Raw genomic sequence first — 24,585 nt, forward strand, 5'->3', positions numbered from 1 at the left:
ATATAATAATCTGAAGTTTTACTATCACTTCTTATAATTACTTCAAAAATATAAGTATTTATATCAAAATCCGTCCTAGCTTTAGCAATATTCTATATATTTACTAGACTTTTCAAAAAAAACCATTATGGCTACAGATAAAGATAAAATCATAGCTAAGATTGAAGAACAGAAAAAAAATCCCAATCTTAAATTAAAAGTAAAAGAACGAACAGAATATTTTACAAATCTTTTATTTTATACATTATTCGATACAGATACAGAAGTAAAGAAAAATATAGAGATTTTAGAACAAACTTTTGAGGAACTTGTAAATCTTGCTTGCTGGAAAATTGAAAAACCATGTAGTAAAATCTGGCAATCATATTTAGAAATATTACCAGAAATATTACAAAAACTCAATAAGGATGCAGAAGCATTTATGCAAAGTGATCCATCAGCTAATTCTATTGAGGAAGTCTATCTTGCATATCCTGGTTTTTATGCAATTGCAATATATCGTCTGAGTCATGAATTATTACAATTCGGTTTACCTTTGATTCCTAGATTAATGACAGAATATTCTCATCGATTAACAGGAACCGATATCAATCCGGGAGCAACTATCGGTGAATCATTCTTTATAGATCATGGGACAGGAATAGTGATTGGAGAAACTGCCATTATCAAAAACAATGTGAAAATATATCAAGGGGTAACACTAGGGGGACTTTATGTAGCCAGAAAACTGCGCAATGTAAAACGGCATCCTACCGTAGAGGATAATGTAACTATCTATGCCAATGCAACGATTCTGGGAGGCAAAACAATTATAGGAGCAAATAGTACTATAGGCGGTAATGCCTGGATTACTGCTTCTGTTCCTGAAAATTCAATTATATCCAATACCCTGGAGGTTAAAATTAAAAAAGTTATTTAATGGCTCATCATATTTTAGACCTTATAGGAAATACACCAATAATAAAGGCTACATCATTACTAGATAACCCAAATATTACTTTATATCTAAAACTCGAGGGTCATAACCCCGGGGGCAGCGTAAAAGATCGAGCAGCCTATAATATGATTAAATCTGCGTTGGATCGTGGTGATATTGATGTCAATACAAAACTAATTGAAGCTACTAGTGGTAATACAGGTATTGCACTAGCCATGATCGCAGGAATATTCAAATTAGATATAGAATTGGTAATGCCAGAAAATGCTACAAAAGAACGTGTACAAACCATGCGTGCTTACGGAGCTAAAGTTACATTAACCGCTAAAGATATAGGTATTGAAGGTGCCAGGGATTATGCAGAGGAAAAAGTTGTCAATAATGGATATGTGATGCTTAATCAGTTTGCTAATGATGATAACTGGAAAGCACACTACAAAACTACAGGCCCAGAAATTTGGAGAGATACTAAGGGATTAGTTACTCACTTTGTTTCTTCTATGGGGACTACCGGAACAATTATGGGAACATCCACCTATCTAAAAGAACAATCTAAAGCAATTCAGATTGTAGGAGTACAACCTACAGATGCGTCCAGTATTCCTGGTATAAGAAAATGGCCAAAAGAATACTTACCCAAAATTTTTAATCCGGAAAAAGTAGATCAGGTAATAGAGGTATCACAAGAAGAAGCTACAGATATGGCCATAAGATTGGCTAAAGAAGAAGGCGTTTTTTCTGGTATGAGTAGCGGTGGATCAGTAACAGCCGCTTTAAAACTAGCAAAAACATTAGATAAAGGTGTAATTGTAGCTATTATATGCGATCGTGGAGATCGGTATCTCAGTTCTGGATTATTTGAATAATTATATTTGTACAACATATTGAATCCTCACATCTATTTTAGATTCGATTAACGTATGATTGAAAAGATATTTTGATATTGATAAGTATTTATGGAAAAAGAAGATTATAAAATTCATATTATAGGAGCAGGTATAAGTGGTTTAATTGCTGCAACTGTGTTAGAAAACAAAGGGTATTCACCTATAATCATAGAATCTTCTGATAGTGCAGGAGGACGTTTAAAAACCGATGTTATTGATGGTTATCAGCTGGATCACGGTTTTCAGGTATTATTAACAGCATATCCTACTGCACAACACTATTTAGATTTTAAAAAATTATCCTTGCAGAAATTTTTACCAGGAGCCTGTATCTTTAAAAATAAAAAAGCAAAAATCATAGGTGATCCTTTAAGAAATCTTTCTCTCCTTTTACCTACATTGTTTGCTAATATTGGTAATTTCTCTGATAAAATAAAAATTCTAAAATTAAATGCTAAACTAAAAAAGAAATCGATTAGCGATATTTTTAAAGATAAAGAAACCAGTTCTCTTACTTATCTTCAAGATATTGGCTTTTCTGATCAAATCATACAAGATTTTTTCAAACCTTTTTTTAGTGGGATTTTTTTAGAACCTAATTTGGAAACCTCTAGCAGAATGCTAGAATTTGTATACAAAATGTTTAGTCAAGGCTTTGCCACATTACCAAAAGATGGTATTAAGGGTATTATAGATCAATTGATTTCAAAATTAAAGAAAACTACATTTTTATATAATTCGCCAGTTCAGGAGGTAAAGGATGGCGTAATATATCTAAAAAACAAGGATGAAATAAAAAGTGATTTCACGATAATTGCAACTGAAGCCAGTGGTCTTATTAGTAATTTGAAAAATCAGGAGATTGATTGGAAAGGTTGTGACACCTTATATTTCGAGGTAGATAATAGAATTATTGACAAACCTTTAATTGGTCTTATTTCAGATCCGAAAGCTTTAATTAATAATATTTTTTATCATACAAGTTTACAAACTACATTGATACCCAAAAAAGAACTTATTTCTGTAACTATAGTTAAAGAACATCAGCTCAATCAGGAAGAATTAAAACAAAAAGTTATAGATGATTTACATCAATATTGTGGTATTACAGGTTGTAAATTTATCAAACACTACCCTATTGTAAAAGCATTACCTAAACTACAAAACTTGCAATATGAAAATTCTCATACAGAAACAAAACTAACTACTACCATATTTTTAGCTGGAGATCAATTGCTTAACGCATCTTTAAATGGAGCTATGATTTCTGGAGAACGTGCTGCCTTAGGAATTATAAATACCTTAGAAGATGGTTTAATCGTCTAAGAGTTTACGTCTGAAACCGATTAAAATCTATCATTTAAAGATATTTTCTTACTATTTTCCTATTTATTCTTCAAAGCATAAATATTTCCTATAATAATTAATACGATTCCGCTAAAAGCATATATATCTGGCTTATATCCCTCAAATACAGTAGAAATTGTTAATGCAATAACCGGAACCACTACGATAGTATACGCAGCCTTACCAGCTCCTACTCTACCTACTAGTGTTAAGTAAGCTGTAAAAGCGATAATAGAACCAAAAAAAACCAGATATCCCAAAGAGGATATATATGAAATTGAAGTGTCAAAACGAATCTGTTTTCCGCTAAAGATTGCGATTAATAACATTGCGATCGCTCCATACACCATTCCAAAACCATTAGTCTGGATCACCGGAAGTTTAAAAGTCCTTTGATTATAAGCTGACGTAATATTTCCTAAAGAAGCAAATATGATAGAGGTGATACAAAGAAGCAATCCCTTTATCTGATCTCCTGTTAGTTCTACTCTTCTAAATTCTGCCTGATAAATCAATACGGTACCCAAAAGACCTAAAACAGCTCCAATAATAATTTGTTTTTTAATCGTATCACCTAAGAACAATGCTCCAAAAAAGATATTAAGAAAAATCAAAGTGGAAAAAGCTACAGCTACTAATCCACTACTCAAATATAACTCAGACAAATACACCAACCAATAATTAGAACCAAATAACAGCACGCCTTGTAAAGCAATAAAAAAATGCTGTTTTCTTGTAAACTTAAGAGTCAGTTTTGTGATTTTAGCATATCCCAATATAAGAATACCTGCCAGTCCAAAACGATATCCTACAGATACTATCGGATCGACTACACCCAATTGATACTTAATAACATACCACGTAGACCCCCATATCAACGCAGGAATAATAAATAATAAATAATTTGTCTTAGGCACTTAACAGTAGATTAATATGATAATTGTCTGAATCAAAATTAATAATTATTGTTTACCTAACTTACGTAAAGCAACCCATTGTTTTAATTTTTCTCTAGCTTCACAAGCAGGATACCCTAATACTGTTTGACCAGCAGGTACATCCGCCAGAACACCAGATCCCGCACCAACAGTTGCTCCAGAATGAATTGTAGTATGATCTTTTATCGAAGCACTACCACCAATAATTACTCCATCTCCCAAAGTAACAGAACCAGCAAGACCACTACTTCCTGCCATAATACAAGAGCGACCCAATATCGAATTATGTCCAATCTGAACTAAATTATCTATCTTACAACCATCTCCTATAATTGTAGAGTTAAATTTAGCACGATCCACACAAGAATTAGCTCCAATTTCTACTCCATTACCAATAACAACATTACCTATATGGGGAATTTTAACCAATCCTCTCCCATCATCACTAGGACGATACCCAAATCCATCTGCTCCAATACTTACATTTATATGAAAAATACAATAGCTTCCTATCTCGGAACGTTCTCTAATAATAGTACCTGACCAAATAACTGTGTTACTACCAATCGTTGTTTCATCAAAAATAGTAACATTAGGATAGAGTATACTACCCTCACCTATTACAACATCTTTGCCTACATAAGAACCTGCACCAATTTTAACGCCTGCACCTATAACTGCAGACTCGTGTACTACTGCAGCAGGATGAATATCCATATCAAAAACAGGAGCTTCTGGACTAAAAAGTTCTAGTAACTTAGCCATAGCAAGATCTGCATTTTTTACTATAATAAGTGCCCGCTTATCATCTGGCTCCATATTTAAAGACTCATTTACAATAGCAGCACTTGCCTTAGATTGTGACCATAAACGCTTATATTTAACACTTCCGATAAATGTGACTTGATTATTTTCTGCAGTTTTCAGTTCACCTAAACCAGTTATTTTTTCGTTTATATTTCCTACTAATTTACCATCTACGATGGTAGCAATCTCATTAATTGTAAATGATTTCATAATTTTCTTAAGTTATTGTTGGTTTTTGATGATATGCTAATAATCAAAATACCTTTTTGAATAATTGACAAAGCATACAACCAAAACTGATCAACAATATATGCTTATTAAATAATAATTAACATTATTTAATATTTTTTTTAAGGAAGCATAAATCTTTTAATTAAAATACAGAAGCAAATTAAGCCTCTATATTTTTTTTAGACTTTCTATATAAATACGAATTAAAAATATTTCTTTTAGCAAATCTAAATAACTTATCAGAATTAATCATCTTAGTATATACTGTTTTAGGCACCCCAAAATACTCATAGGTTGTTCCATCCAAAAAAGAGATTTCTAATAATAACCCTTTATGATGGTAATCTGCTATACCAGATTGTGACGTAGTTAATACATACTCTTCAAGATTAGCGGCTTTCGTTTCTGGAGCGATACTTACTAAAAAATGATACCCATCAATAATTTCCCTGCTTTTTTCTTCTGCTTCTTCTCTCTTTTCATCACCTTCCTGAAATTTGTCTGGATGCCATTCTTTTACTAAATTTCTGTAAGATGTTTTTAGTTTTTTAAGATCAATTTCTTTTTCAACAGCAAACATCTTTTTATACATATTAATACGCTTCATAATTAATGCTTTAAAATTAGTGCGCGAAACTACAGTATTTATAGAACTAATTCTTTGTATTGCATAAAAAAACCTGTCAAAATTGACAGGTTTTGAGATAAAAAACTTAAAGCGTATATGTTAGATAACTTTTACGTTTACTGCATTTAATCCTTTTCTACCTTCCTCAAGATCGAATTCAACTTCATCGCCTTCACGAACTTCGTCAATTAATCCTGAAATGTGTACAAAATGTTCTTTGTTTGAACCCTCTTCTACGATGAAACCGAAACCTTTTGCGTCGTTGAAGAATTTTACTGATCCTTTAGCCATTGTAATAATTTTAATTTTAATAATATGTTATATAGACAAATATAGTTCCATTAAATTAAACATTACAATACTTATATATATTTTTTGAATATTTGTCCATTAAAACTACTAATTAACCAAATAAAGTAAAAAAAAGGAATATAACAGACAATTAAATTATTGTGATACGTACCTTTTTCTTCTTTAACCTACTATTATTTAATGTAGTAACAAGTTTATTTGCAATAGAAACGGGTACTGCTACAAAAGTACAATCTTGTTTTAATTCTATAATTCCAAGTTGATCTTTTTGAATTTTTCCTTGCTTAAAAAATAAGCCCGCTATATCTCCCTTAGAGATTTTATCTTTTCTACCACCAGAAATAAATAACGTTTGCCAGTAAGAAGGATTTCTTTTGGTTTCCCCCGTTATTGTTGCTTGGGAAGTGTTTTTAATAAAATCTGGTAGATTTTCTTTTTCCCATTTTAAAATATAGGCTGTTCCCTCAGCATTTACTCTGGCAGTCCTACCATTTCTATGTGTAAATTCTTCTATTTTCAATGGAAGCTGATAATGAATAATATATTGAATCTCTGGTATATCAATACCTCTGGCTGCCAGATCTGTAGCGATAATAATTTGATGTGTTCCGTTTCTAAATTTAATCAAAGATCTTTCTCTGTCTTTTTGTTCCATTCCTCCATAAAAACAACCATGATCTATATTATGTTCTGTTAGGAAAGTACTTACATAATTAATAGTGTTTTTAAAGTTACAAAATATAATCCCTGGTTGATTACCCAGATAATTTAACAAATCTACCAGAGTTTGTAGTTTGTTTTTTTCTGGAGAATCTAATGTTTTGACTTCTAATTTAGAAACTCCCTTATCCAGATGGTTTACCGTGACTGGCTTCTCAAATTTTACAAAATCGGGAATCTCTGTTTGATGCGTAGCAGAAGTCAGGATTCTTTTCTCTATACCGGTCAACTCATCGATGATACCTTTCATTTCATTTTCGAAACCTACTTCTAAAGACTTATCAAACTCATCAAGAACAAGTGTTTTAATATGTTCCTTACTGAAATTTTCTTTACTAAAATGATCCGCTATTCTTCCTGGAGTTCCAATAAGAATGGCAGGTGCATGTTTGAGCTCAACTTTATCTTTAGACATTGATCTCCCACCATACACAGCATTTACCTTATACCCTGACCCCATTACTCTCACAACTTGCTCGATTTGTATTGCTAATTCTCTGGAGGGTACCAGGATCAATACTTGTATATCTTTGGATTTAGGATCTAATCCTGCAATCACTGGTAATAAAAAGGCTAATGTTTTTCCTGTTCCTGTAGGAGAAAGAATAATCGTATTCGCTGTATTTTCTACAGCGAGTAGTGCTTCTTCCTGCATGGTATTGAGTGCCGGAATATTTAGTTTATCAAGGATATGTTGTTGTGATTTCATATAATTATTTGGAAAAACTATTTTTTCTTGACTGTATGTTTTGTAATCTCAGAAGTAGAATTTGCATGCTGTGCTACATAATTTGCTATCATTTTTTCTATCAACTCTTCTTTAGTAAGATGATGAAAAATTGTTTTGATTTTTTCTTTAAATTCTGATGATACGGTATGATTTGGTTTAGTCTTAAAGATCTTTTTAGCCCATAAAAATGCTTTATTTTCTTCTATACTTTGTGCATCCGCTTTTTTAAATTCTTTATAAACGATATCTAATTCATCTTGAAATTCTGCTAAATAATGCACCTCTTCTTTCTGTAACACCGTTAACGAGAGTCCTCTTGCTCCTGCTCTTGCTGTTCTTCCACTTCTGTGAATATAGGTCTCATAAGCATCTGGTAAATGATAATTAATAACAAAAGTAATCTCTTTGACATCAATTCCTCTGGCTGCCAAATCTGTTGCCACCAGAATATCTATATGTCCCGCTCTAAATTGCTCCATAATTCTATCACGAATAGGCTGAGAAAGACTTCCGTGCAATGCTCCTGATGAAAATTTATGAATCGCTAGGTTCTTAGCAAGCTTATTAACGGCAGCTTTTGTTTTACAAAAAATAATGCCTCGCTCCCCTATTCTACTGGTAAGAAAATGCATCAAAACATCTAATTTCTCAATAGGTTCTACAACTACAAACTGATGATCTATTCCTTGATGTCCAATAGTATCCATATCCGCTTGTACCTGAATCACATGCTTAGACATATAATTTTGGATCAATTGCTTAATAGTTCCAGGCATTGTAGCCGTAAAAAGAATAGTTCTTCGTTTTTTTGGTAATACAGCTACAATTTTATCTAATCCATCTTTTAATGAACTCATCATCTCATCTGCTTCATCCAGCACTAGATAATCTGTATCTGTTATATCTACCGCATTACGTTTTATCAGATCGATTAAGCGACCTGGTGTAGCTACAATAACGTGAGTATCAGAAGTCAAACGTTCTATCTGAGGTTTAATAGGAATCCCACCACAAACAGCTGCAATAGATACTGCAGGGATATGAGTTGAAAAAGATAGTAGGTTTTGATAAATCTGATGTCCTAATTCTCGGGTTGGGACGAGAATAACCACTTGAATTTTGGATTTTTTTATATCAATTAATTGTAATAAAGGTAGTCCAAAAGCGGCCGTTTTTCCTGTACCTGTTTTAGCTAAACCAACAACATCATCTTTTTTTTGCAACAAGAGTGGTATCGCTTTCTTTTGAATATCTGTAGGTGTAGTAAAATTAAGTGAGGATAAGGTTTTTTGTAATGCTATTGAAACTCCTAAATCGGAAAATTTTGTTGACATAAAATATTTTCGACAAAGATAGGTGTATAATTAAACTTGTCCTAATTACAGAAATAGCGCTATAACAACGGTTTAAGATACACAGTGCTTACAATTCTGATTTTAGAGCTTTCACATCTATTATTAATTGAGCGATTGAAGTTTTATTCAATCCATTATAAATACCTCGTATATGATTTTTATCGTCTATTAACAGAAAGTTTTCTGTGTGCAAAAAATCATTTTCATCTTTTTCTTTACCCAAATCTTCTTCAACAAAATAATGATTTCTGCCTAAATCGTATATTTCATCTCTATCTCCCGTAACCAAGTGCCATTTATTAGAAATGACTCCTTTTGTTATCGCATATTCTTTTAATACAGGAACAGAATCAAAGGATGGCGTAACAGAATGAGATAATAATAGTATATCCTCATCATTTTTAAACTCCTCTTGTAATTTGATCATATTATCGGTCATTCTCGGACAAATTCCTGGGCATGTAGTAAAAAAGAAGTCTGTGATATAAATTTTATTAGCAAACGTTTGTTGAGTTACAGTATCACCATCTTGATTGATTAGTGAAAAATCCGGAATAGAATGAAAATCTATGGTTTCCTTACTGTCTGGTGTTAACCAATGTGGGGTAAAAGCAGGATCATTAAAAAACGGAAGTGACTCTACTCTACTAGTTTCTTTGCGCACTACCGGCTCGTGTTTTGATTTTTTACAACCGGAAGCGAATAAAACTATAATAAATAACACGCCAGAAAACTTATGGATATACGACAACCTCATTTTATTTATATTTTTCTTTTATTTTTTCTTTTTTCAATTGATAGCATAGATCTGCACGTTGTAGACCAAAAACACGACCATTTCTGGCTTCATAATTTACATATATTTTACCATTTTCTAACCAAGCTTGCTGCATTCCATTTTCCTTGCCATTTTCAAGATATGTTTTTTTTGCTAATGATCCACTTTGAAACCATTTTTGCTGAACCCCATCTCTCACACCATTAATATAACGAGCCTGTGAAGCTATTTTACCATTACTCCACCATACAGTAACTTTACCATCCAGATGATTTTGAATATAAAAAGATTCTTTTTGTAACAAACCATTATCGAACCATTTTTTTGCAACGCCCTCTTTTTTTCCTTTATAATAGCCAATCTTTTCTTTTAATTTGCCATTAGCATGATAGGTAATGGCAAATCCATTAAATGGAATAGTTCTATAATACCACTTTCCTTCATTTTGATTCAAAACTAACTGATCCTTCTTAACGCAAATGTCTAAAACTTCGTATGTAGCATCCACAAAAAGTTTAGGATCAGCTATGTTTTTTTTGCAACCAATGGTTATCAAAAAAGTACTGCAAACCATATATGAGATGAATTTGATCATATCATAATTATTTATTTTCCCCCAGAAGGTCTCTGACGATTAGGCTTAGGAGCATTTTCTAATTCAGTTTTGGAAATAAAACCATCTCCATCTGCATCAATTTTCGAAAAATCACTCTTTATAGGTCCTTCAACTTCTTCTACACTAAGTTTACCATCACTATTAGCATCCATACTCGCAAATGTGGGTCTATTTCCTTGGCCTCGCTGTCCCCTATTATTTTGGGTATTACTAGTTGTGTTACTCGTAGAGCTACAATTTACGAAGAGAACTGCCATTATTATGATCATTAATGATTTCATACTACTATTTTTAATATTTAAAATTTATTGTCTTTTTTCATTAGGAGGCCCCTTTCTTTCGGGTTTTGGTGCATTTTCTAGTTCCTCTTTAGTTAAAAAGCCATCCTCATTAGTATCAATTTTAGAAAAATCCCGTTGTAAAGGACCTTTAATTTCTTCTTTCGTTAATTGACCGTCTTTATCCGCATCCATTTTCTCCATAATCTCCTCAATACTGGGATGTTCGTGATTTTTAGGCTCTTCTTGACTAGATGCTTCTTTTGACTGTGCTTTAGACTGACAAGACAAAAAGCATAATGTCAAAATCAACACCATACCTAATTTAGTAAAATTGTTTTTCATAATCTTAAATTTTTATATTTATGAGTATAAAGTTCAGGTAAAGTTTTGGATATCTATAGTGTTTTCTGTGAGCCTATATTTACATTCTGTTAATACCTTTATAAAATCAGTAAAAGCACGTTTTTACAAAGGTTTTTAAAGGCTATTTTCTCAAACTACTGATTTTATTTTTCTTTTATTTGCGTTATGGGAACAAAAAGAAGACTATTTTTTCAAATCACTTTGTGGTTAATTGTATGGATTATTTTATGGCTTGGTCAAAATCGAAGTAGTAGATTTCTTATGGAAAATTCTATTGCTTTCTTTCTTCAAATTATCATCATTATTAGTATTATATATTATACTGCACCGAAATTTTTATTTAAAAAAAAATATATCATTTTCACAATTATTTCCCTTTTTGTGATTATTATTTTTTCGGCAGTTTCCTCAACTGATTTTAAACCACCAGAAAAACTACCTCCTATTGAGGCACTAAGAAAACCCGGTCCAAAACCACCTTCACAGTTTGCTTTTAATTTTTTAATCTTTACTGTATCTTATGTGATTGCTACCTTTATTGAAACCTTTATTTTTGCTCAAAAAAAAGAAGAAGAAATCATTAAAAGTAAAAATGAGACACTTCAGACAGAGCTTAAACTCTTAAAGTCTCAGATAAATCCTCACTTCCTTTTTAACTCACTTAATAATATTTATGCACTTTCTGTTATTGATTCAAATAAAACTCAACAAAGTATTAGTTACTTATCAGATATGCTACGTTATGTTTTATATGAATGTGAACAACAATTTGTGCCGCTTCAAAAAGAAATTACTTATATTGAAAACTATATTAGGTTATTTTCGCTTAAAAGCAGCGAGCCATATCCGATTAAAACTGAATTTAATATTTCTAATTACCATCTAAAGATTGCTTCTATGCTATTTATTCCATTTGTGGAAAATGCATTAAAACATAGTAATATAGAAAAAAGGAATGGTTCATTCATAAGAATCTTTATTGATGATACTATTGACAATAATGTACAGTTTAAGATAGAGAACAGTGTTCCCAAGCAAATGGTGAATAAGGATAAAGTTGGCGGGATAGGTCTGGAAAATGTAAAGAAAAGACTGGATATCTTATACCAAGAAAGTCATACATTAATTATCAATTCGACTCCAGAAATATTTCAGGTTGAATTAAATATAAAAATTCATGGAGAAGATTAAATGCTTAGTTATTGATGATGAAGAGTTAGCAAGAACTCTGATCAAAACATATATCAGCAAAGTTGATTTTTTAGAAGTTATAGCATCGTTAGAGAGTCCTATTGAAGCTATAGAAATTATGAAAAATACGGTTATCGATGTTATTTTTCTGGACATACAAATGCCGGACTTAAAAGGAACTGACTTTGCAAAAATGATTTCTTCAAAAACTCAAATTATATTTACCACAGCATATTCTGAATATGCTTTAGATGGTTTTGAATTAAACGCATTAGATTACTTATTAAAACCCGTAACCTTTGAACGTTTTCTTGTTGCTGTAAATAAAATTAAGAAAGTAAAAACATTTTCTGATGAATCAGAACAAATGATTGTTATTAAATCAGGTTATGACTTACATAAATTAAAATATAATCAAATTCTCTATATAGAAAGTGATAGTGAGTATGTTGTATTTTATACAAAAGATAAAAAGATAATGAGTCATCAAACATTAAAATCTTTAGAAAAAGCATTACCTAAGACTCTTTTTATGAGAGTTCACAGATCTTATATAGTTAATAAAAAAATGGTAACCGCATTAAAAGGAAAAGACTTATTGATAGAGAACACTAAAATACCAGTTAGTGCAACTTATTATGAGGTAGTAAAATCAACATTATTTTAAAGTCACCAGTATATATTAAATAAGGATCAGTTGTAGCTCTATTATAAGGTTAATTGAAAACTTATCAATAAAGGCACATTAATTATTAACCAATTATGATATAGTAAAATATTTCATAGTTAGTTCATATTTTTCTTACATACATCCTATATAAAACAGAAAAACCCCAATATCAGTGGGATTTTTTTGTTCTGAATTTTTTATGATCTTATAACAACCTTATGCATCTACATCTAATAGATAACCAGAGTGAATCATACTATTTATTTGCAATTAACTAATTATTTGACAATTAGTTACCAGCTAACAAAATAATTGAACTACCTGAAACAGGAGAAACTCTATATTCTCTTACTTTCTTTAAAGTCTTAACATATTTTTCTGCCTCTTCAAAAGCGGCATCCATAGTACTTGTCGATGCATTCTTATTAATTGTGATAGTTTTTGAAATAACCTCTCCACTATTATACACAATCGTCATTTTCCATTTTTTAATTGAATGAAAATTACGAGAAGTTAAATTATTCCCAGCAGACAATTTATCCTCTTCTTTTTTATTTTCCTTTTTCCCTTTTTTCTTATCTGTATTAAACTCATTTAATACAGGATACGCATTTCCAAAAGCCACGCAAAGCATTGCAGCTACTAATATTTTTTTCATGATGTGAAGATTTAGTAAGTTTTTAGCAATATACAAATTTTATTTTAATAAGCAAATAAAACTTTAATAAAAAATTATTTGTATATTAAAAAAACACATGTATATTTGAATTCTCATATAGATTTTCAGAATTATGGTAAATAAGAATTTGAAAAAACTCCTTAAAAGAAGTAAAGGAGCTAAAACTGTGTACGGAATATCAAAAACATTAGGAGTGAGTCCTCAAGCCGGTGATTATGTAGTAAAGAAAAAAAATCTTGCTAAAGATTTTGAGAGACTGCAAAAGATTGCTGATTATATGGATGTAGATATAAAAGATATTATAGACTTTAAAAAGACAAAAAAATGATACTAAATACTCACAGGTTGTTCAACTCTATTATTTTCAGGTTATTTACTTTTTTAAAAACCTTTCTTACACATCATACTATGTAGATCACTATTAAAAATCTATGTTAAACCACTAATACTCTTCTAGTATAGTTGACTAATACTCAAAATAACAATCTCTTTTTCATATTATACACCTTACTGATCATTAATAATTAGTAATTTGTATACCTGCGTTTCTTCTTTAAAGCATTGATCAAAAATTAAATTCATTTATTATTGTTATATTCCGAACTGAATTTAAAACCATCAATACGCTTTTGTTTATGAGATTACTTTTACTAGGTTGTGTTTCCGTATTATGCATTTCATTTTTTAACGTTATCTCAGTAAATTCTGATACTTATATAGGTCAATGGATAATAGAAGGAGGATCTATTATTGAGATCTACGAGAAAGATCATCTTTTTTACGGAAAAATTTATAAGCGTGCAGAAAAACCTATTTCTAACCTTAATGGATTAGACAATAAAAATCCTGACAAAAACCTTAGAAATCGTCCTTTATTAGGGATGGTTATATTAGATAATTTAAGTTTTATAGAAGGCGAACTTTCCGGTGGCACCATTTATAATGCTGATAGTGGTAAAAAGTATACGGTAAAAGTATGGATTGATCCTGATAATATCGATTTGTGTTTTATCCGCGCTTACAAAGGTTTCTTATTTAAAACTTTTGAAGCCAAAAGAGTAAAGCAACATTAAAGAATCTATATTATTTATTAGTAAATCAATTATAAGTTCATCCCTTAAAATTGAACTACCTTAACTTAAAGATTCGAGGTACTAAAAAAACAAGACCGTTTTGATATAAAAATTAGGAAACGAGACTCTTTTATCCCGATTCTATACATTATACTCAAGGCAAAGCCTCTAAGAATTGTAATTAATTAAAGTGATAACCCTGCTTAATTAACAATCAATACTCATAAAATTAAATTGAAGAGAGAGATTATACCTTTGCTCTATGATTATTTTTCGTACTAAAAGCAATGGAAAAAAGGATAGATTAATTCATTTTAATAATTCATAATTGAACGATTATACTTATTCCATTACTACTTCATGATATGTCATTTTAACAATACTAGTGTTAATTATTAACAAAATTGCTAGAATAAAAGTATCTAAAATACATTATCTTTAATCATACACCTTTTATTGTCAATACATTATACCAACTCAAATTTTTTTTGAGCAAAATAGGGCATCCTTTTCTATAAATCGGTGTAGTATTCTTGACAGCATACAAAAGTAATTTTTCTATAAATTTTTAAACTTTTTATCACTATGAGTATTGTAAGATCCACCCCAAAAGGAAAAATTAAAAAACCTAACTTTAAAGACCAATATGACAATTATATTGGTGGAAAATGGACAACACCGGCAAAAGGTCAATATTTTGACAATGTATCCCCTGTCGACGGCAATAGCTTTACCAAAGTAGCCAGATCCACAACAGAAGATATTGAATTAGCCATTGATGCTGCCTGGGAAGCCGCTCCGGAATGGAATACATCATCAGCAACGTATCGAAGTAATTGCTTATTAAAGATTGCTAACGTTATTGAAGAAAATCTGGAAACACTGGCAAGAGCAGAAACTTGGGATAATGGAAAAGCACTTCGAGAAACTTTAGCGGCAGATATTCCGCTGGCTGTAGATCATTTTAGATATTTTGCCGGAGTAATACGAGCAGAAGAAGGGTCTGCAAGTGAATTAGATGCAAATACAGTGTCTTTAAACATTCAGGAACCTCTTGGTGTCGTAGGTCAAATTATCCCATGGAATTTCCCGATCCTGATGGCAACCTGGAAGATAGCTCCTGCTCTGGCAGCAGGAAATTGTGTTGTGTTAAAACCAGCAGAACAAACTCCGGTAGGTATTATGATTTTGATGGAATTAATCGAAGGAATACTGCCCAATGGTGTGCTTAACGTAGTTAACGGTTTTGGAGTTGAAGCTGGAAAACCTCTGGCATCCAGTCCCCGTATAAATAAAGTTGCATTTACGGGGGAAACTACAACAGGGCAGTTAATTATGCAGTATGCTTCAAAAAATATTATACCGGTAACATTAGAACTAGGAGGAAAATCTCCAAATATCTTTTTTGAAAGTATTATGGATGCAGATGATGATTATTTTGATAAATGTATCGAGGGTGCTGTTTTATTTGCACTTAATCAAGGAGAAGTATGTACTTGTCCATCCAGAATTCTAATACAGGAAAGTATTTATGATAAGTTTATAGAACGTGTTATTGAACGCACAGAAGCTATACAAATAGGTCATCCTCTGGATCCCGGAACAATGATGGGAGCGCAAGCATCTAATGATCAATACGAAAAGATTTTAAATTATTTGAATATTGGTAAGGATGAAGGTTGCGAAGTACTTTCTGGTGGAAAAGCTGCTTACGTAGAAGGATTAGAAGGAGGTTTCTATATAGAACCTACTTTATTAAAAGGCACAAATAAAATGCGTGTTTTTCAGGAAGAAATTTTTGGTCCTGTAGCTTGTGTGACTACTTTTAAAGATGAGGAAGAAGCTATTGCTATTGCCAATGATACTCTTTATGGATTAGGTGCTGGCGTATGGACACGTGACACCCATCAAGCATATCAGATTTCCAGAGCAGTTAAAGCCGGAAGAGTTTGGGTCAACTGTTACCATACATACCCGGCACATGCACCTTTTGGCGGGTATAAAAAGTCAGGGATTGGAAGAGAAAATCATAAAATGATGCTTAATCATTATCGCCAGACAAAAAATATGCTTATCTCTTATGATAAAAAAGCGCTTGGTTTCTTTTAAAATTTGATGATATGACTTCACGCGTAATTATTACCGAAGCAGCAACAAAGATTATAGATATTTTAAGAAAAGAACATGGGGAGTTAATTTTTCATCAAAGCGGCGGTTGCTGCGATGGATCCTCCCCTATGTGCTTAGCAAAAGGAGAATTGATGATTAATGAAACTGATGTTTGCTTAGGAGTTATTCATGACTGTAATTTTTATATGTCTGCTGATCAATTTCAATATTGGAAACATACACAATTGACTATCGATATTGTAACGGGTCGTGGATCCAGTTTCTCTCTGGAAATCCCATTAGGAGTTAGGTTTGTAACTAAATCACGCTCATATAATAATAAAGAAACAAGAGAACTACACCCCGTGCATCGTGGAATGTAAGTAGTAATATTTTTAGAGTATATAACATCTGGTTTTACTATACATTTTATAATTCGTTTATGTATATTTACTAATTATATATTTCAAAATTAAGATATTTTGCATCCAAGAAATATTCACAATGAAGGGTATGATTTCGCTTCATTAATTATGAGCCATCAAGAATTACAAACGTATGTTGAAAAAAACGCTTTTGGAAATAATAGTATCGATTTCTCTGACAATAGAGCTGTCTTACAATTGAATAAAGCCATCTTAAAGCATTATTATCAAATTACAGAATGGAATATTCCTGAATATTATCTTTGTCCGGCTATACCAGGAAGAGCTGATTATATTCACTATATAGCTGATTTACTTAAAGAAGAAGATGATAATCTACCAATAAAAGGATTAGATATCGGAACAGGTGCAAATTGTATTTATGCCATTCTGGGAGCTCAAATATATGGATGGCATATGGTCGGATCCGATATTAAGTTACCCTCAATTGCAGCTGCTCAAGCTAATATAGAAGCAACTAAAGCACTTAAAAAAAAGATTAAAATTCGTCATCAAAATGATAATGCTCATATTTTTGAAGGGATTATTAAAAAAGATGAGTATTACCACTTTACTATGTGTAACCCTCCTTTTCATAAGTCTGAAGCAGAAGCGACAAAAGGCACTTTGAGAAAGACAAAAAATTTAGAGTATAAATCCTCCATTTTAAATTTTGGAGGACAATCCAATGAATTATGGTGTAATGGTGGAGAAGCTTTATTTATAAAAAGAATGATAAAGCAAAGTATAAACTATAAAAGACAAGTAGGATGGTTTTCTTCTTTAGTATCTAAAAAGGAAAACTTAGCTAAACTTTATAAACAACTCAATAAACTACCCGTTGTTCATAAAACTATACAAATGAATCAAGGCAATAAAAAAAGTCGTTTTATAGCCTGGAAATTTCAGTGAAATTATTCTGCGGGTCTACCGTGAATTTCTTCGAATAAAGTATCAAAATTTTCACGCAAATAAGCATTCAGCTTTTTTCTGTAATCATCCTTTAACCAAGACAAGAAATTATAGGTGCTTTTACTAATACACTTCGCATAACTTTGTATTCTATTATCAATATCATCTCCTAAAAGCTTAGCTAAGGCTATGGCATCATATACATCTTCGCTATTCTCTATACATATATATGCATGTTGTGCTATGGATCTTTCTAAAACAACTTTTGAAGATTCTCCCTTTTTTACAGAATTAATATAGGTTTCTTTAATATCAAAATATACTTCCTCAGAATTGGCAAATTCTGCCCTTAATTCTTCTGGCATTTCATGTTTGAAACTGCTTTCTATATCTTCATCGTTTAGCAGTTTATCCAGATAATAATTAGGTGATCTAAATATTTTCTGCCAATCCAAATCTGCGCCCCATGGACCAAATCGATGATGATTATTACCTAGATCAATTACATTAAACTTAGATTTATTTTTTAAAATACGAGATCCACGACCAATCATTTGATAATACAGCGTAAGTGATTTTGTTGCTCTGTTTAAAATAATAGTATCCACGGTAGGCTCATCAAAACCAGTGGTAAGAATACTAACAGAGGTTAAAATAGCATTAGGTGTCTCCTTAAACCATTTAAGAATTTGTTTACGTTGCTTCTTAGTCGCAGTATTATCAAGGTGTGCAATTGGGTATCCACCACTTCTAAATGTATCAAAAACATGTAATGATGTATTGATTCCATTATTAAAAATTAACGTTTTTTTACCTTTAGAATGTTTTTCATATGCTTGTAATAATTTGCTAAGCATATCACTATTAGTATATAGATCTTCAGAAGATTTTACTGTGTAATCACCATTAGATCCAACTTCTAATGATGTTAAACCCATATTATAAGCAAATACTTCTGCACGTGCTAAAAACTCATTTTCAATTAATGATTCGATGGTTTCTCCTACAATTAATTCATTGTAGTTATCCTTCATAGGGAGTTTCATATTAGAACTGAGCGGTGTAGCTGTTACTCCTAAGATAAATGATTTTTCAAAAAACTTAAATAATTTAGTAAAAGAATTATAATGTGCTTCATCTATAATAACGAGACCAATATCAGATATATCCAGAATACCTTCATTTAATCTATTATTTAAGGTTTCTACCATTGCGACAAAACAACTATATGCATTCTGATCATCAAGATTTGCTTTGCTATCAACCACCTTGTTTACTACACCAAAACCAGTAAGCATATTAGATGTCTGTTTACACAATTCAATTCGGTGTGTCATTACTAACACTTTTTTCTGATGATGTTTAAGATACTGCCGAACAATTTCAGAAAAAATAACCGTCTTCCCTCCTCCCGTAGGCAACTGATACAGTAAATGGTAATCTTCTGGTGCTTCTTCAAAACTTTTAAAAATCTTGTTTATAGCACCCTTTTGATAACTGTATAAGTTCTTACCAGTTTCAGTTTCTTCCAATTCTAATACTTTAGTTTTCTTCGACATGTTCTCTAAAATTATAGGGAAGCAAAATTAGTGTCTTTAAAGGGGATTTAACGAATATTTACAAAAAAAAATAGTTGAATTTTTAAAAAACTTGAAGATCTATCCAATTTATCTACGATAATACCATAAAACAAAGCAAATAGTGATTTGTTATTCCTGATAGAAATATGTAATCATTCTTTTACAACTATCAATGTTGCTTTAACACCAGTAGTTAGATTCCATTCATTTGATGTTATAAGCTTCCCTGTATCGTCAAATAACTTAAATGCAGCAGTATTAGGTCCGGATGCGCCTTGATTGAGTGCTTGAATATCTATTCTATTGAAGCCTTTAATCAGGTCAATTTTAAAACCTCTAAAAGTAGCATCCAGCAAAACGTTAGGACGAACTATATCATCATTCACAAAAATCCTAACAACATCACCATCAACAGATTCATGATCTCTATATACTAATTCAACAAAAACCGCTTCACTTTTAAAATCACCTAAATATTGATCGCTTTTATACGCTTCTTTAATTTTTTTATCTTTTTCAAAATATCTGGGAGTACTCTCTGCTGTAGGTTTTAGTAGCCCATTATCGTTACTCATATAAAAAGATTTCTCAGTACGATTAAACGGTGTTGAATCTTTTAATTTACCACTATGCATTGTAAAATTATTAACTGGTGCAGTTAACCCGGGAGATAATTTATAACTATCTGTACTAAGATCTCCTCTATTATCAATGATAACTGATGATGATGTTAATGGTTTATCTATTTGTGCTTGTCCTGTTAAAGCAAAAAATAATATGATACAGTTTACAAAATATTTCATCTCTATATTCCTTTTTTGAAGGTAGTTTTAAATATAACTAATCCTTGACTATTTCTTTCTTAAATACTTCAAAAATCTAACCAAATTACAAAGTCTACAATATTTAAGTTAAAAATAATTAATCTGGACAAAAAACACCGTTCTAAATTTGTTTGACATAAGGGATATCTCGTATTTTGTCACAAAAAAAAATTATGGGATACTACATCATCGGCATCTTACTTTTTTCGGTGATTCTTTTTTTGATTTTTATTTGTTATAAATTAAAATCAAGATTAGATCAAAAAAATAATGAACTAAATATTTTAAGAGATAAAGCAGAAACTCAATCCCAAAGAGGTCAGGAATACATCTCTTCACTAAGTCAGGAATTAAGAACTCCGCTGTATGGAATTATGGGACTGACTAATCTTCTTGTAGAAGAACATCCTGAAATCAGTGATAATAAAAATTTGAAATCATTAAAATTTTCAGGGGATTATCTTTTAACACTGATTAATAACGTACTACAGGTTAATTATATTACTTCTAAAGAAATTATTCCTCATAAAACAATTTTTGATCTCAAAGAAGTAACTCAATATATTGTAAATTCATTTAGTTATGCCACAGAAAATAGTGGCAATACCTTACATTTTGATTTCGATGATTCAATTGATCAGTCGGTTAAAGGTGATTCGTCTATTTTATCGCAAATACTTATGAATCTGATAAGTAATTCTCTAAGATTTACAAAAAATGGTAATATTTTTTTCTCGGTGAATCTAAGTAAGCGTTCAGCACTTACTAATACAATATCTTTTACTGTAAAACACGATGGAAACGAGGTTTCTAAAGAAGAAGAGAAATCTATTTATCAGGAGTTTATTAATATTGAAAAAGTAAAAAAAACATATTTGGGCACAGGTCTCAATGCAACCATAGTTAATAGACTAGCTAAAGCTGTAGGAGGTAAAATTATTTTACAAAGTAAGGAATATGCGGGCTCAGAATATTCTTTTATTGTCGATTTAGAAAATACAAACGTTAAAGAAGATAAACAAGGTCATACTTCATCTGTTAACGACAAACAGAAGGTTCTCATTGTAGATGACAATAAATTAAACTTATTAGTAGCTGATAAAATCTTATCTAATGAAAACTTTGATTGTACTACAATCGATAATGGATTTGATGCTATAGATCTGGCAAGAGAACATGATTATGATATCATTTTAATGGACATCAATATGCCAAAATTAAATGGTATAGGAACTACAAAAAGAATTAGAGAGTTTAATGAGAATGTTCCGGTAATTGCACTTACAGCAGTAGATGTAACGCAATTAAACAGACAAATTATGCAAGCGGGATTAAATGATTATATACTGAAACCGTATGATAAAAATCTTTTATTAGATATGATTCATAAATATATTAAGAAATAAGTGAACATTTATTAATTAGCATAATGTGTGAATAATACTTTGCCACTGTTTGTCAGTTCAAATTAAGCAATTAATACATTAACAGAAAGAAGTTTATCCTTAATCACCTCCATACTTCCCTTATATTCCCAATACATTATTCTATTATGAGCTGAGGTAACCAATATATATTTTTCGCTGATGGATTGAATACGATCAATGGATACCATTTTTTTTATGAATTCTGTTTCTTCAACGACTTCTTCTATTTCTTTATTGTTAGTATCAAACCCATGCACAATAATTGCCGTTTTAACTTCGATTTCTATAAACATAAAAATACTGATTAAATTAGTGCTGACTTCATAAACCAAGTAAGCGTAAACACAAAAATACGATTTTTAGGCCGGTTCATCTATAGAAATCACCCCGATACGGCGGTCACTAATTCACTAATAAAGAAGAATTTCTTGTCCTATATTCAACACTGAGCTTTGCGGAATTTCATTTAATTTACATATCTCAGATACGGGAACATCATTTTTATTGGCAATACCATATAAGGTATCTCCTTTCTTAACGATATGTATTTTTTTAACCGATGCTGTATCTTCTGTATTAATATCTTCAATAGAGGTATGAATTATAATATTACTTTGTTTCTTAGAAGTATGAGACCTTACAGTAGCCCATTTTTTTGTTACTACTATATCTTGAGATCTTACCTTGGTATCATTAGTAAAATCAAAAAGATATTCTGGATGTATACTTTCTCCTTTATATCTAACCTCTAAGTGCAGATGACTACCTCTGGCATTCCCAGAGACACCGCCTTTACCAATGACTTGTCCTTTTTCTACGATCTCATTTTCTTTTACTTCATATTTTGACAGATGGGCATACACGGTTTCTAAACCATTATAATGTCGTATAACAATTGTTTTTCCATGTCCTCCGTGTGTACGAGCATACCTAACTTTACCTCCTAAGATTGCTTTTACGTTATCACCGGTAACCAAATCAATATCAATCCCCTGATGTGGTCTTCCTCTTCTCCATCCATATCTCGAAGTAACTACCATGTTATGATCTACAGGAGATGAAAAAGCTTCATCTTCAAAATGTAATTGAAATGGATAAGATAACTTTTGATTCCAAAATGTATTAAAAACAGCAGTGTTCCAATTACTGGTAAATACTTCATTTTTTATTCTTGCATCAGATATCGTATGAACAGACGATTCAAAAATATGGTGATGATACCTATTATATATAGGTAAATAAACTATGTTACCATCTATTACCAATTCTCTTTGATCTATAATTTTGATATCCTCTACCTCTATTTTATCTAATGATTGAGATTGTACCGTATTTACAGTAATACAGGCTAGATATAATGAACAACCCAGGACATTATGTATTACATGTTTTATTTTATTAAAAAACATTAATTCTATTTAAATTTTAAAATTGAACGTATTTATGGTCCTACTTTTAATAAAGCGATTAAAAAAAAAGATCGTTACACTTAAAAAAAGATAAATTTTCATAAAATACTACCCCTAACTAACCAACAAAAACTAAATGATTATAAATCAAATAGCTATAAAAATTAAAACGGCTAATTTACCGTAAAAAAGCTGTGGTTGACCAATTAAATAAATAAATTTAACATATCTTAAGATTTTACTATGAAAAATTTAGTAGGTCATATTACAATAAAATAATCAAGTTCCAGTTTTATATCACATATTAAGAACTAATTAAATGACCATGAAAAAAGTATTCACATTAATTGCATTATCAGGAGTTTTGATGACAACGTCTTGTGTATCTAAAAAGAAATTTTTAGCTGTAGAGGCTGATTTACAAAACACTAGAAGCACGTTACAGAAAACTACTGTAGAAAAAGAAGAATTAGAATCGAAATTTGCTAAAATTGAAGCTCGAGTTGCAGATTATAATTCAAAAATCAATTCTCTTAGAGAAGCTAATGACGAAAAAATGGTACAGGTTGGAGATCTTGCTGTTATTTCTAATAACACTAAAGAGAAAATGAAACAGACACTTGCGAATGTAAGCCCTGAGAAACTACAAGGTGCCCAAACGCTTCAGGATTCAATGAACATAGCTGTTTCTCATAACCTAAAAAGTTCTTTAGATGATAATCTTAAAGAAGATGAGGATATTTCTATTGATATTGAAAACACGGTAGTGATGATTAATATTTCAGACAAAATGCTTTTTAATAGCGGTAGCTATAGAGTAAGCAATAAAGCAAACGATGTTTTAGAAAAATTAGCTCAAGTAATCAATTCTGAGCCAAGTCTTGAAGTAATGATTGAAGGTCATACTGATCCAAAAACGATCAATACTCCTGCATTAGAAGATAACTGGGATTTAAGTGTAAAAAGAGCAACTTCTATTACTCGTTTATTACAGAATAAATACAATGTAGATCCTTCAAAATTAATCGCATCAGGAAGAAGTAGCTACAAGCCTCTTGTAGAAAATGATTCTAAAGAAAATATGGCTACTAACAGACGTACAAGAATTGTATTGTTGCCTAATTTAGATAAATTCTTTGCTATGCTTTCTTCGAACTAAGAAATTTATAAATAGTAAAAAAAAGGGATGACTTATTGAGTCATCCCTTTTTTATTGACTATAATCTAAAACTATAGATTACTTTTCAACATCTTAAAAAAAAATTATATTTATCTGGTTTTACCTTATACGCGCTTCTGTGCTTCAACTAAATTATTTTCTATATAATACCATTATAATTAAAAATATGAAGCCAG

Annotated in this window: 27 protein-coding genes; 12 read left to right on the forward strand and 15 right to left on the reverse strand. The window is 31.0% G+C overall.

What is annotated here, in order from left to right:
* Window positions 1-127: 127 nt before the first annotated feature.
* From epsC to ABD816_RS19555, 3 genes are all read left to right on the forward strand, one after another.
* Complete coding sequence (gene epsC, locus ABD816_RS19545; RefSeq protein WP_344930280.1) at window positions 128-919, forward strand: serine O-acetyltransferase EpsC; 792 nt, start codon at window positions 128-130, stop codon at window positions 917-919.
* The gene (cysM, locus tag ABD816_RS19550; RefSeq protein ID WP_344930281.1) at window positions 919-1,803 is read left to right on the forward strand and encodes a cysteine synthase CysM; all 885 of its coding nucleotides are present in this window, start codon (window positions 919-921) and stop codon (window positions 1,801-1,803) included. Before epsC ends, cysM begins: the two co-directional genes overlap by 1 nt.
* Window positions 1,804-1,893: 90 nt before the next feature.
* Window positions 1,894-3,150: an FAD-dependent oxidoreductase gene (locus ABD816_RS19555; RefSeq protein WP_344930283.1), complete on the forward strand. Its 1,257-nt coding sequence runs from the start codon at window positions 1,894-1,896 to the stop codon at window positions 3,148-3,150.
* A 59-nt stretch (window positions 3,151-3,209) separates the two neighbouring features.
* Here the strand turns inward: ABD816_RS19555 and ABD816_RS19560 are convergent, their stop codons facing one another.
* The 10 genes from ABD816_RS19560 to ABD816_RS19605 form a co-directional block, all read right to left on the reverse strand.
* On the reverse strand, window positions 3,210-4,088 hold the full coding sequence (locus ABD816_RS19560; RefSeq protein WP_344930284.1) for a DMT family transporter: 879 nt from the start codon (window positions 4,086-4,088) through the stop codon (window positions 3,210-3,212).
* Between the two features lie 45 nt (window positions 4,089-4,133).
* Window positions 4,134-5,126, reverse strand: coding sequence for a UDP-3-O-(3-hydroxymyristoyl)glucosamine N-acyltransferase (gene lpxD, locus ABD816_RS19565; RefSeq protein WP_344930286.1), 993 nt, complete (start codon window positions 5,124-5,126; stop codon window positions 4,134-4,136).
* 181 nt (window positions 5,127-5,307) lie between these two features.
* Window positions 5,308-5,754, reverse strand: coding sequence for a KTSC domain-containing protein (locus ABD816_RS19570; protein ID WP_344930288.1), 447 nt, complete (start codon window positions 5,752-5,754; stop codon window positions 5,308-5,310).
* A gap of 120 nt (window positions 5,755-5,874) precedes the next feature.
* Complete coding sequence (locus tag ABD816_RS19575) at window positions 5,875-6,066, reverse strand: cold-shock protein (protein WP_344930289.1); 192 nt, start codon at window positions 6,064-6,066, stop codon at window positions 5,875-5,877.
* A 151-nt stretch (window positions 6,067-6,217) separates the two neighbouring features.
* On the reverse strand, window positions 6,218-7,516 hold the full coding sequence (locus tag ABD816_RS19580) for a DEAD/DEAH box helicase (RefSeq protein WP_344930291.1): 1,299 nt from the start codon (window positions 7,514-7,516) through the stop codon (window positions 6,218-6,220).
* A gap of 17 nt (window positions 7,517-7,533) precedes the next feature.
* Window positions 7,534-8,871, reverse strand: coding sequence for a DEAD/DEAH box helicase (locus ABD816_RS19585; protein ID WP_344930292.1), 1,338 nt, complete (start codon window positions 8,869-8,871; stop codon window positions 7,534-7,536).
* An 88-nt stretch (window positions 8,872-8,959) separates the two neighbouring features.
* Window positions 8,960-9,649, reverse strand: coding sequence for an SCO family protein (locus ABD816_RS19590; RefSeq protein ID WP_344930294.1), 690 nt, complete (start codon window positions 9,647-9,649; stop codon window positions 8,960-8,962).
* Window position 9,650: 1 nt separating this feature from the next.
* Window positions 9,651-10,265, reverse strand: coding sequence for a toxin-antitoxin system YwqK family antitoxin (locus ABD816_RS19595; RefSeq protein WP_344930297.1), 615 nt, complete (start codon window positions 10,263-10,265; stop codon window positions 9,651-9,653).
* A gap of 11 nt (window positions 10,266-10,276) precedes the next feature.
* Window positions 10,277-10,567, reverse strand: coding sequence for an EF-hand domain-containing protein (locus tag ABD816_RS19600; RefSeq protein WP_344930299.1), 291 nt, complete (start codon window positions 10,565-10,567; stop codon window positions 10,277-10,279).
* Between the two features lie 24 nt (window positions 10,568-10,591).
* Window positions 10,592-10,909: an EF-hand domain-containing protein gene (locus ABD816_RS19605; RefSeq protein ID WP_344930301.1), complete on the reverse strand. Its 318-nt coding sequence runs from the start codon at window positions 10,907-10,909 to the stop codon at window positions 10,592-10,594.
* 402 nt (window positions 10,910-11,311) lie between these two features.
* Between ABD816_RS19605 and ABD816_RS19610 the strand changes: the two genes are divergently transcribed.
* Window positions 11,312-12,121, forward strand: a complete 810-nt coding sequence (locus ABD816_RS19610; protein ID WP_344930303.1) for a sensor histidine kinase — start codon at window positions 11,312-11,314, stop codon at window positions 12,119-12,121.
* Window positions 12,108-12,788: a LytR/AlgR family response regulator transcription factor gene (locus tag ABD816_RS19615; protein WP_344930305.1), complete on the forward strand. Its 681-nt coding sequence runs from the start codon at window positions 12,108-12,110 to the stop codon at window positions 12,786-12,788. Before ABD816_RS19610 ends, ABD816_RS19615 begins: the two co-directional genes overlap by 14 nt.
* A gap of 292 nt (window positions 12,789-13,080) precedes the next feature.
* Here ABD816_RS19615 and ABD816_RS19620 read toward each other — a convergent pair whose 3' ends face one another.
* The gene (locus tag ABD816_RS19620) at window positions 13,081-13,449 is read right to left on the reverse strand and encodes a hypothetical protein (RefSeq protein WP_344930306.1); all 369 of its coding nucleotides are present in this window, start codon (window positions 13,447-13,449) and stop codon (window positions 13,081-13,083) included.
* Window positions 13,450-13,597: 148 nt separating this feature from the next.
* Here ABD816_RS19620 and ABD816_RS19625 point away from each other — a divergent pair, with 148 nt between their 5' ends.
* From ABD816_RS19625 to rlmF, 5 genes are all read left to right on the forward strand, one after another.
* Window positions 13,598-13,798, forward strand: a complete 201-nt coding sequence (locus ABD816_RS19625; protein ID WP_344930308.1) for a hypothetical protein — start codon at window positions 13,598-13,600, stop codon at window positions 13,796-13,798.
* A gap of 307 nt (window positions 13,799-14,105) precedes the next feature.
* A complete protein-coding gene (locus ABD816_RS19630; protein ID WP_344930309.1) occupies window positions 14,106-14,543 on the forward strand; it encodes a DUF2147 domain-containing protein in 438 nt (145 codons plus the stop codon).
* Window positions 14,544-15,128: 585 nt separating this feature from the next.
* Window positions 15,129-16,652, forward strand: coding sequence for an aldehyde dehydrogenase family protein (locus ABD816_RS19635; protein ID WP_344930310.1), 1,524 nt, complete (start codon window positions 15,129-15,131; stop codon window positions 16,650-16,652).
* Window positions 16,653-16,663: 11 nt separating this feature from the next.
* Window positions 16,664-17,035 carry a DUF779 domain-containing protein gene (locus ABD816_RS19640; RefSeq protein WP_344930311.1) on the forward strand — a complete coding sequence of 124 codons (372 nt, stop codon included), beginning with the start codon at window positions 16,664-16,666 and terminating at the stop codon, window positions 17,033-17,035.
* 99 nt (window positions 17,036-17,134) lie between these two features.
* Window positions 17,135-17,989 (forward strand): 23S rRNA (adenine(1618)-N(6))-methyltransferase RlmF, encoded by an 855-nt coding sequence (gene rlmF, locus ABD816_RS19645; protein WP_344930312.1) that lies wholly within the window; start codon window positions 17,135-17,137, stop codon window positions 17,987-17,989.
* Window positions 17,990-17,991: 2 nt separating this feature from the next.
* Here the strand turns inward: rlmF and ABD816_RS19650 are convergent, their stop codons facing one another.
* A complete protein-coding gene (locus ABD816_RS19650; RefSeq protein ID WP_344930313.1) occupies window positions 17,992-19,548 on the reverse strand; it encodes a DEAD/DEAH box helicase in 1,557 nt (518 codons plus the stop codon).
* A 173-nt stretch (window positions 19,549-19,721) separates the two neighbouring features.
* Window positions 19,722-20,372: a hypothetical protein gene (locus ABD816_RS19655; RefSeq protein ID WP_344930315.1), complete on the reverse strand. Its 651-nt coding sequence runs from the start codon at window positions 20,370-20,372 to the stop codon at window positions 19,722-19,724.
* A 194-nt stretch (window positions 20,373-20,566) separates the two neighbouring features.
* On the opposite strand from ABD816_RS19655, the gene ABD816_RS19660 reads away from it, so the two are divergent.
* Window positions 20,567-21,799, forward strand: coding sequence for a response regulator (locus tag ABD816_RS19660; RefSeq protein ID WP_344930318.1), 1,233 nt, complete (start codon window positions 20,567-20,569; stop codon window positions 21,797-21,799).
* Between the two features lie 62 nt (window positions 21,800-21,861).
* On the opposite strand, the gene ABD816_RS19665 is transcribed toward ABD816_RS19660, so the two are convergent.
* Window positions 21,862-22,113: a hypothetical protein gene (locus ABD816_RS19665; protein WP_344930320.1), complete on the reverse strand. Its 252-nt coding sequence runs from the start codon at window positions 22,111-22,113 to the stop codon at window positions 21,862-21,864.
* A 117-nt stretch (window positions 22,114-22,230) separates the two neighbouring features.
* Window positions 22,231-23,229, reverse strand: a complete 999-nt coding sequence (locus ABD816_RS19670) for a peptidoglycan DD-metalloendopeptidase family protein (RefSeq protein WP_344930321.1) — start codon at window positions 23,227-23,229, stop codon at window positions 22,231-22,233.
* Between the two features lie 325 nt (window positions 23,230-23,554).
* On the opposite strand from ABD816_RS19670, the gene ABD816_RS19675 reads away from it, so the two are divergent.
* Window positions 23,555-24,388: an OmpA/MotB family protein gene (locus ABD816_RS19675; protein ID WP_344930322.1), complete on the forward strand. Its 834-nt coding sequence runs from the start codon at window positions 23,555-23,557 to the stop codon at window positions 24,386-24,388.
* Window positions 24,389-24,585 lie beyond the last annotated feature (197 nt).

Origin of the sequence: Aquimarina addita (assembly GCF_039539305.1) — a bacterium.
GTDB lineage: Bacteria > Bacteroidota > Bacteroidia > Flavobacteriales > Flavobacteriaceae > Aquimarina > Aquimarina addita.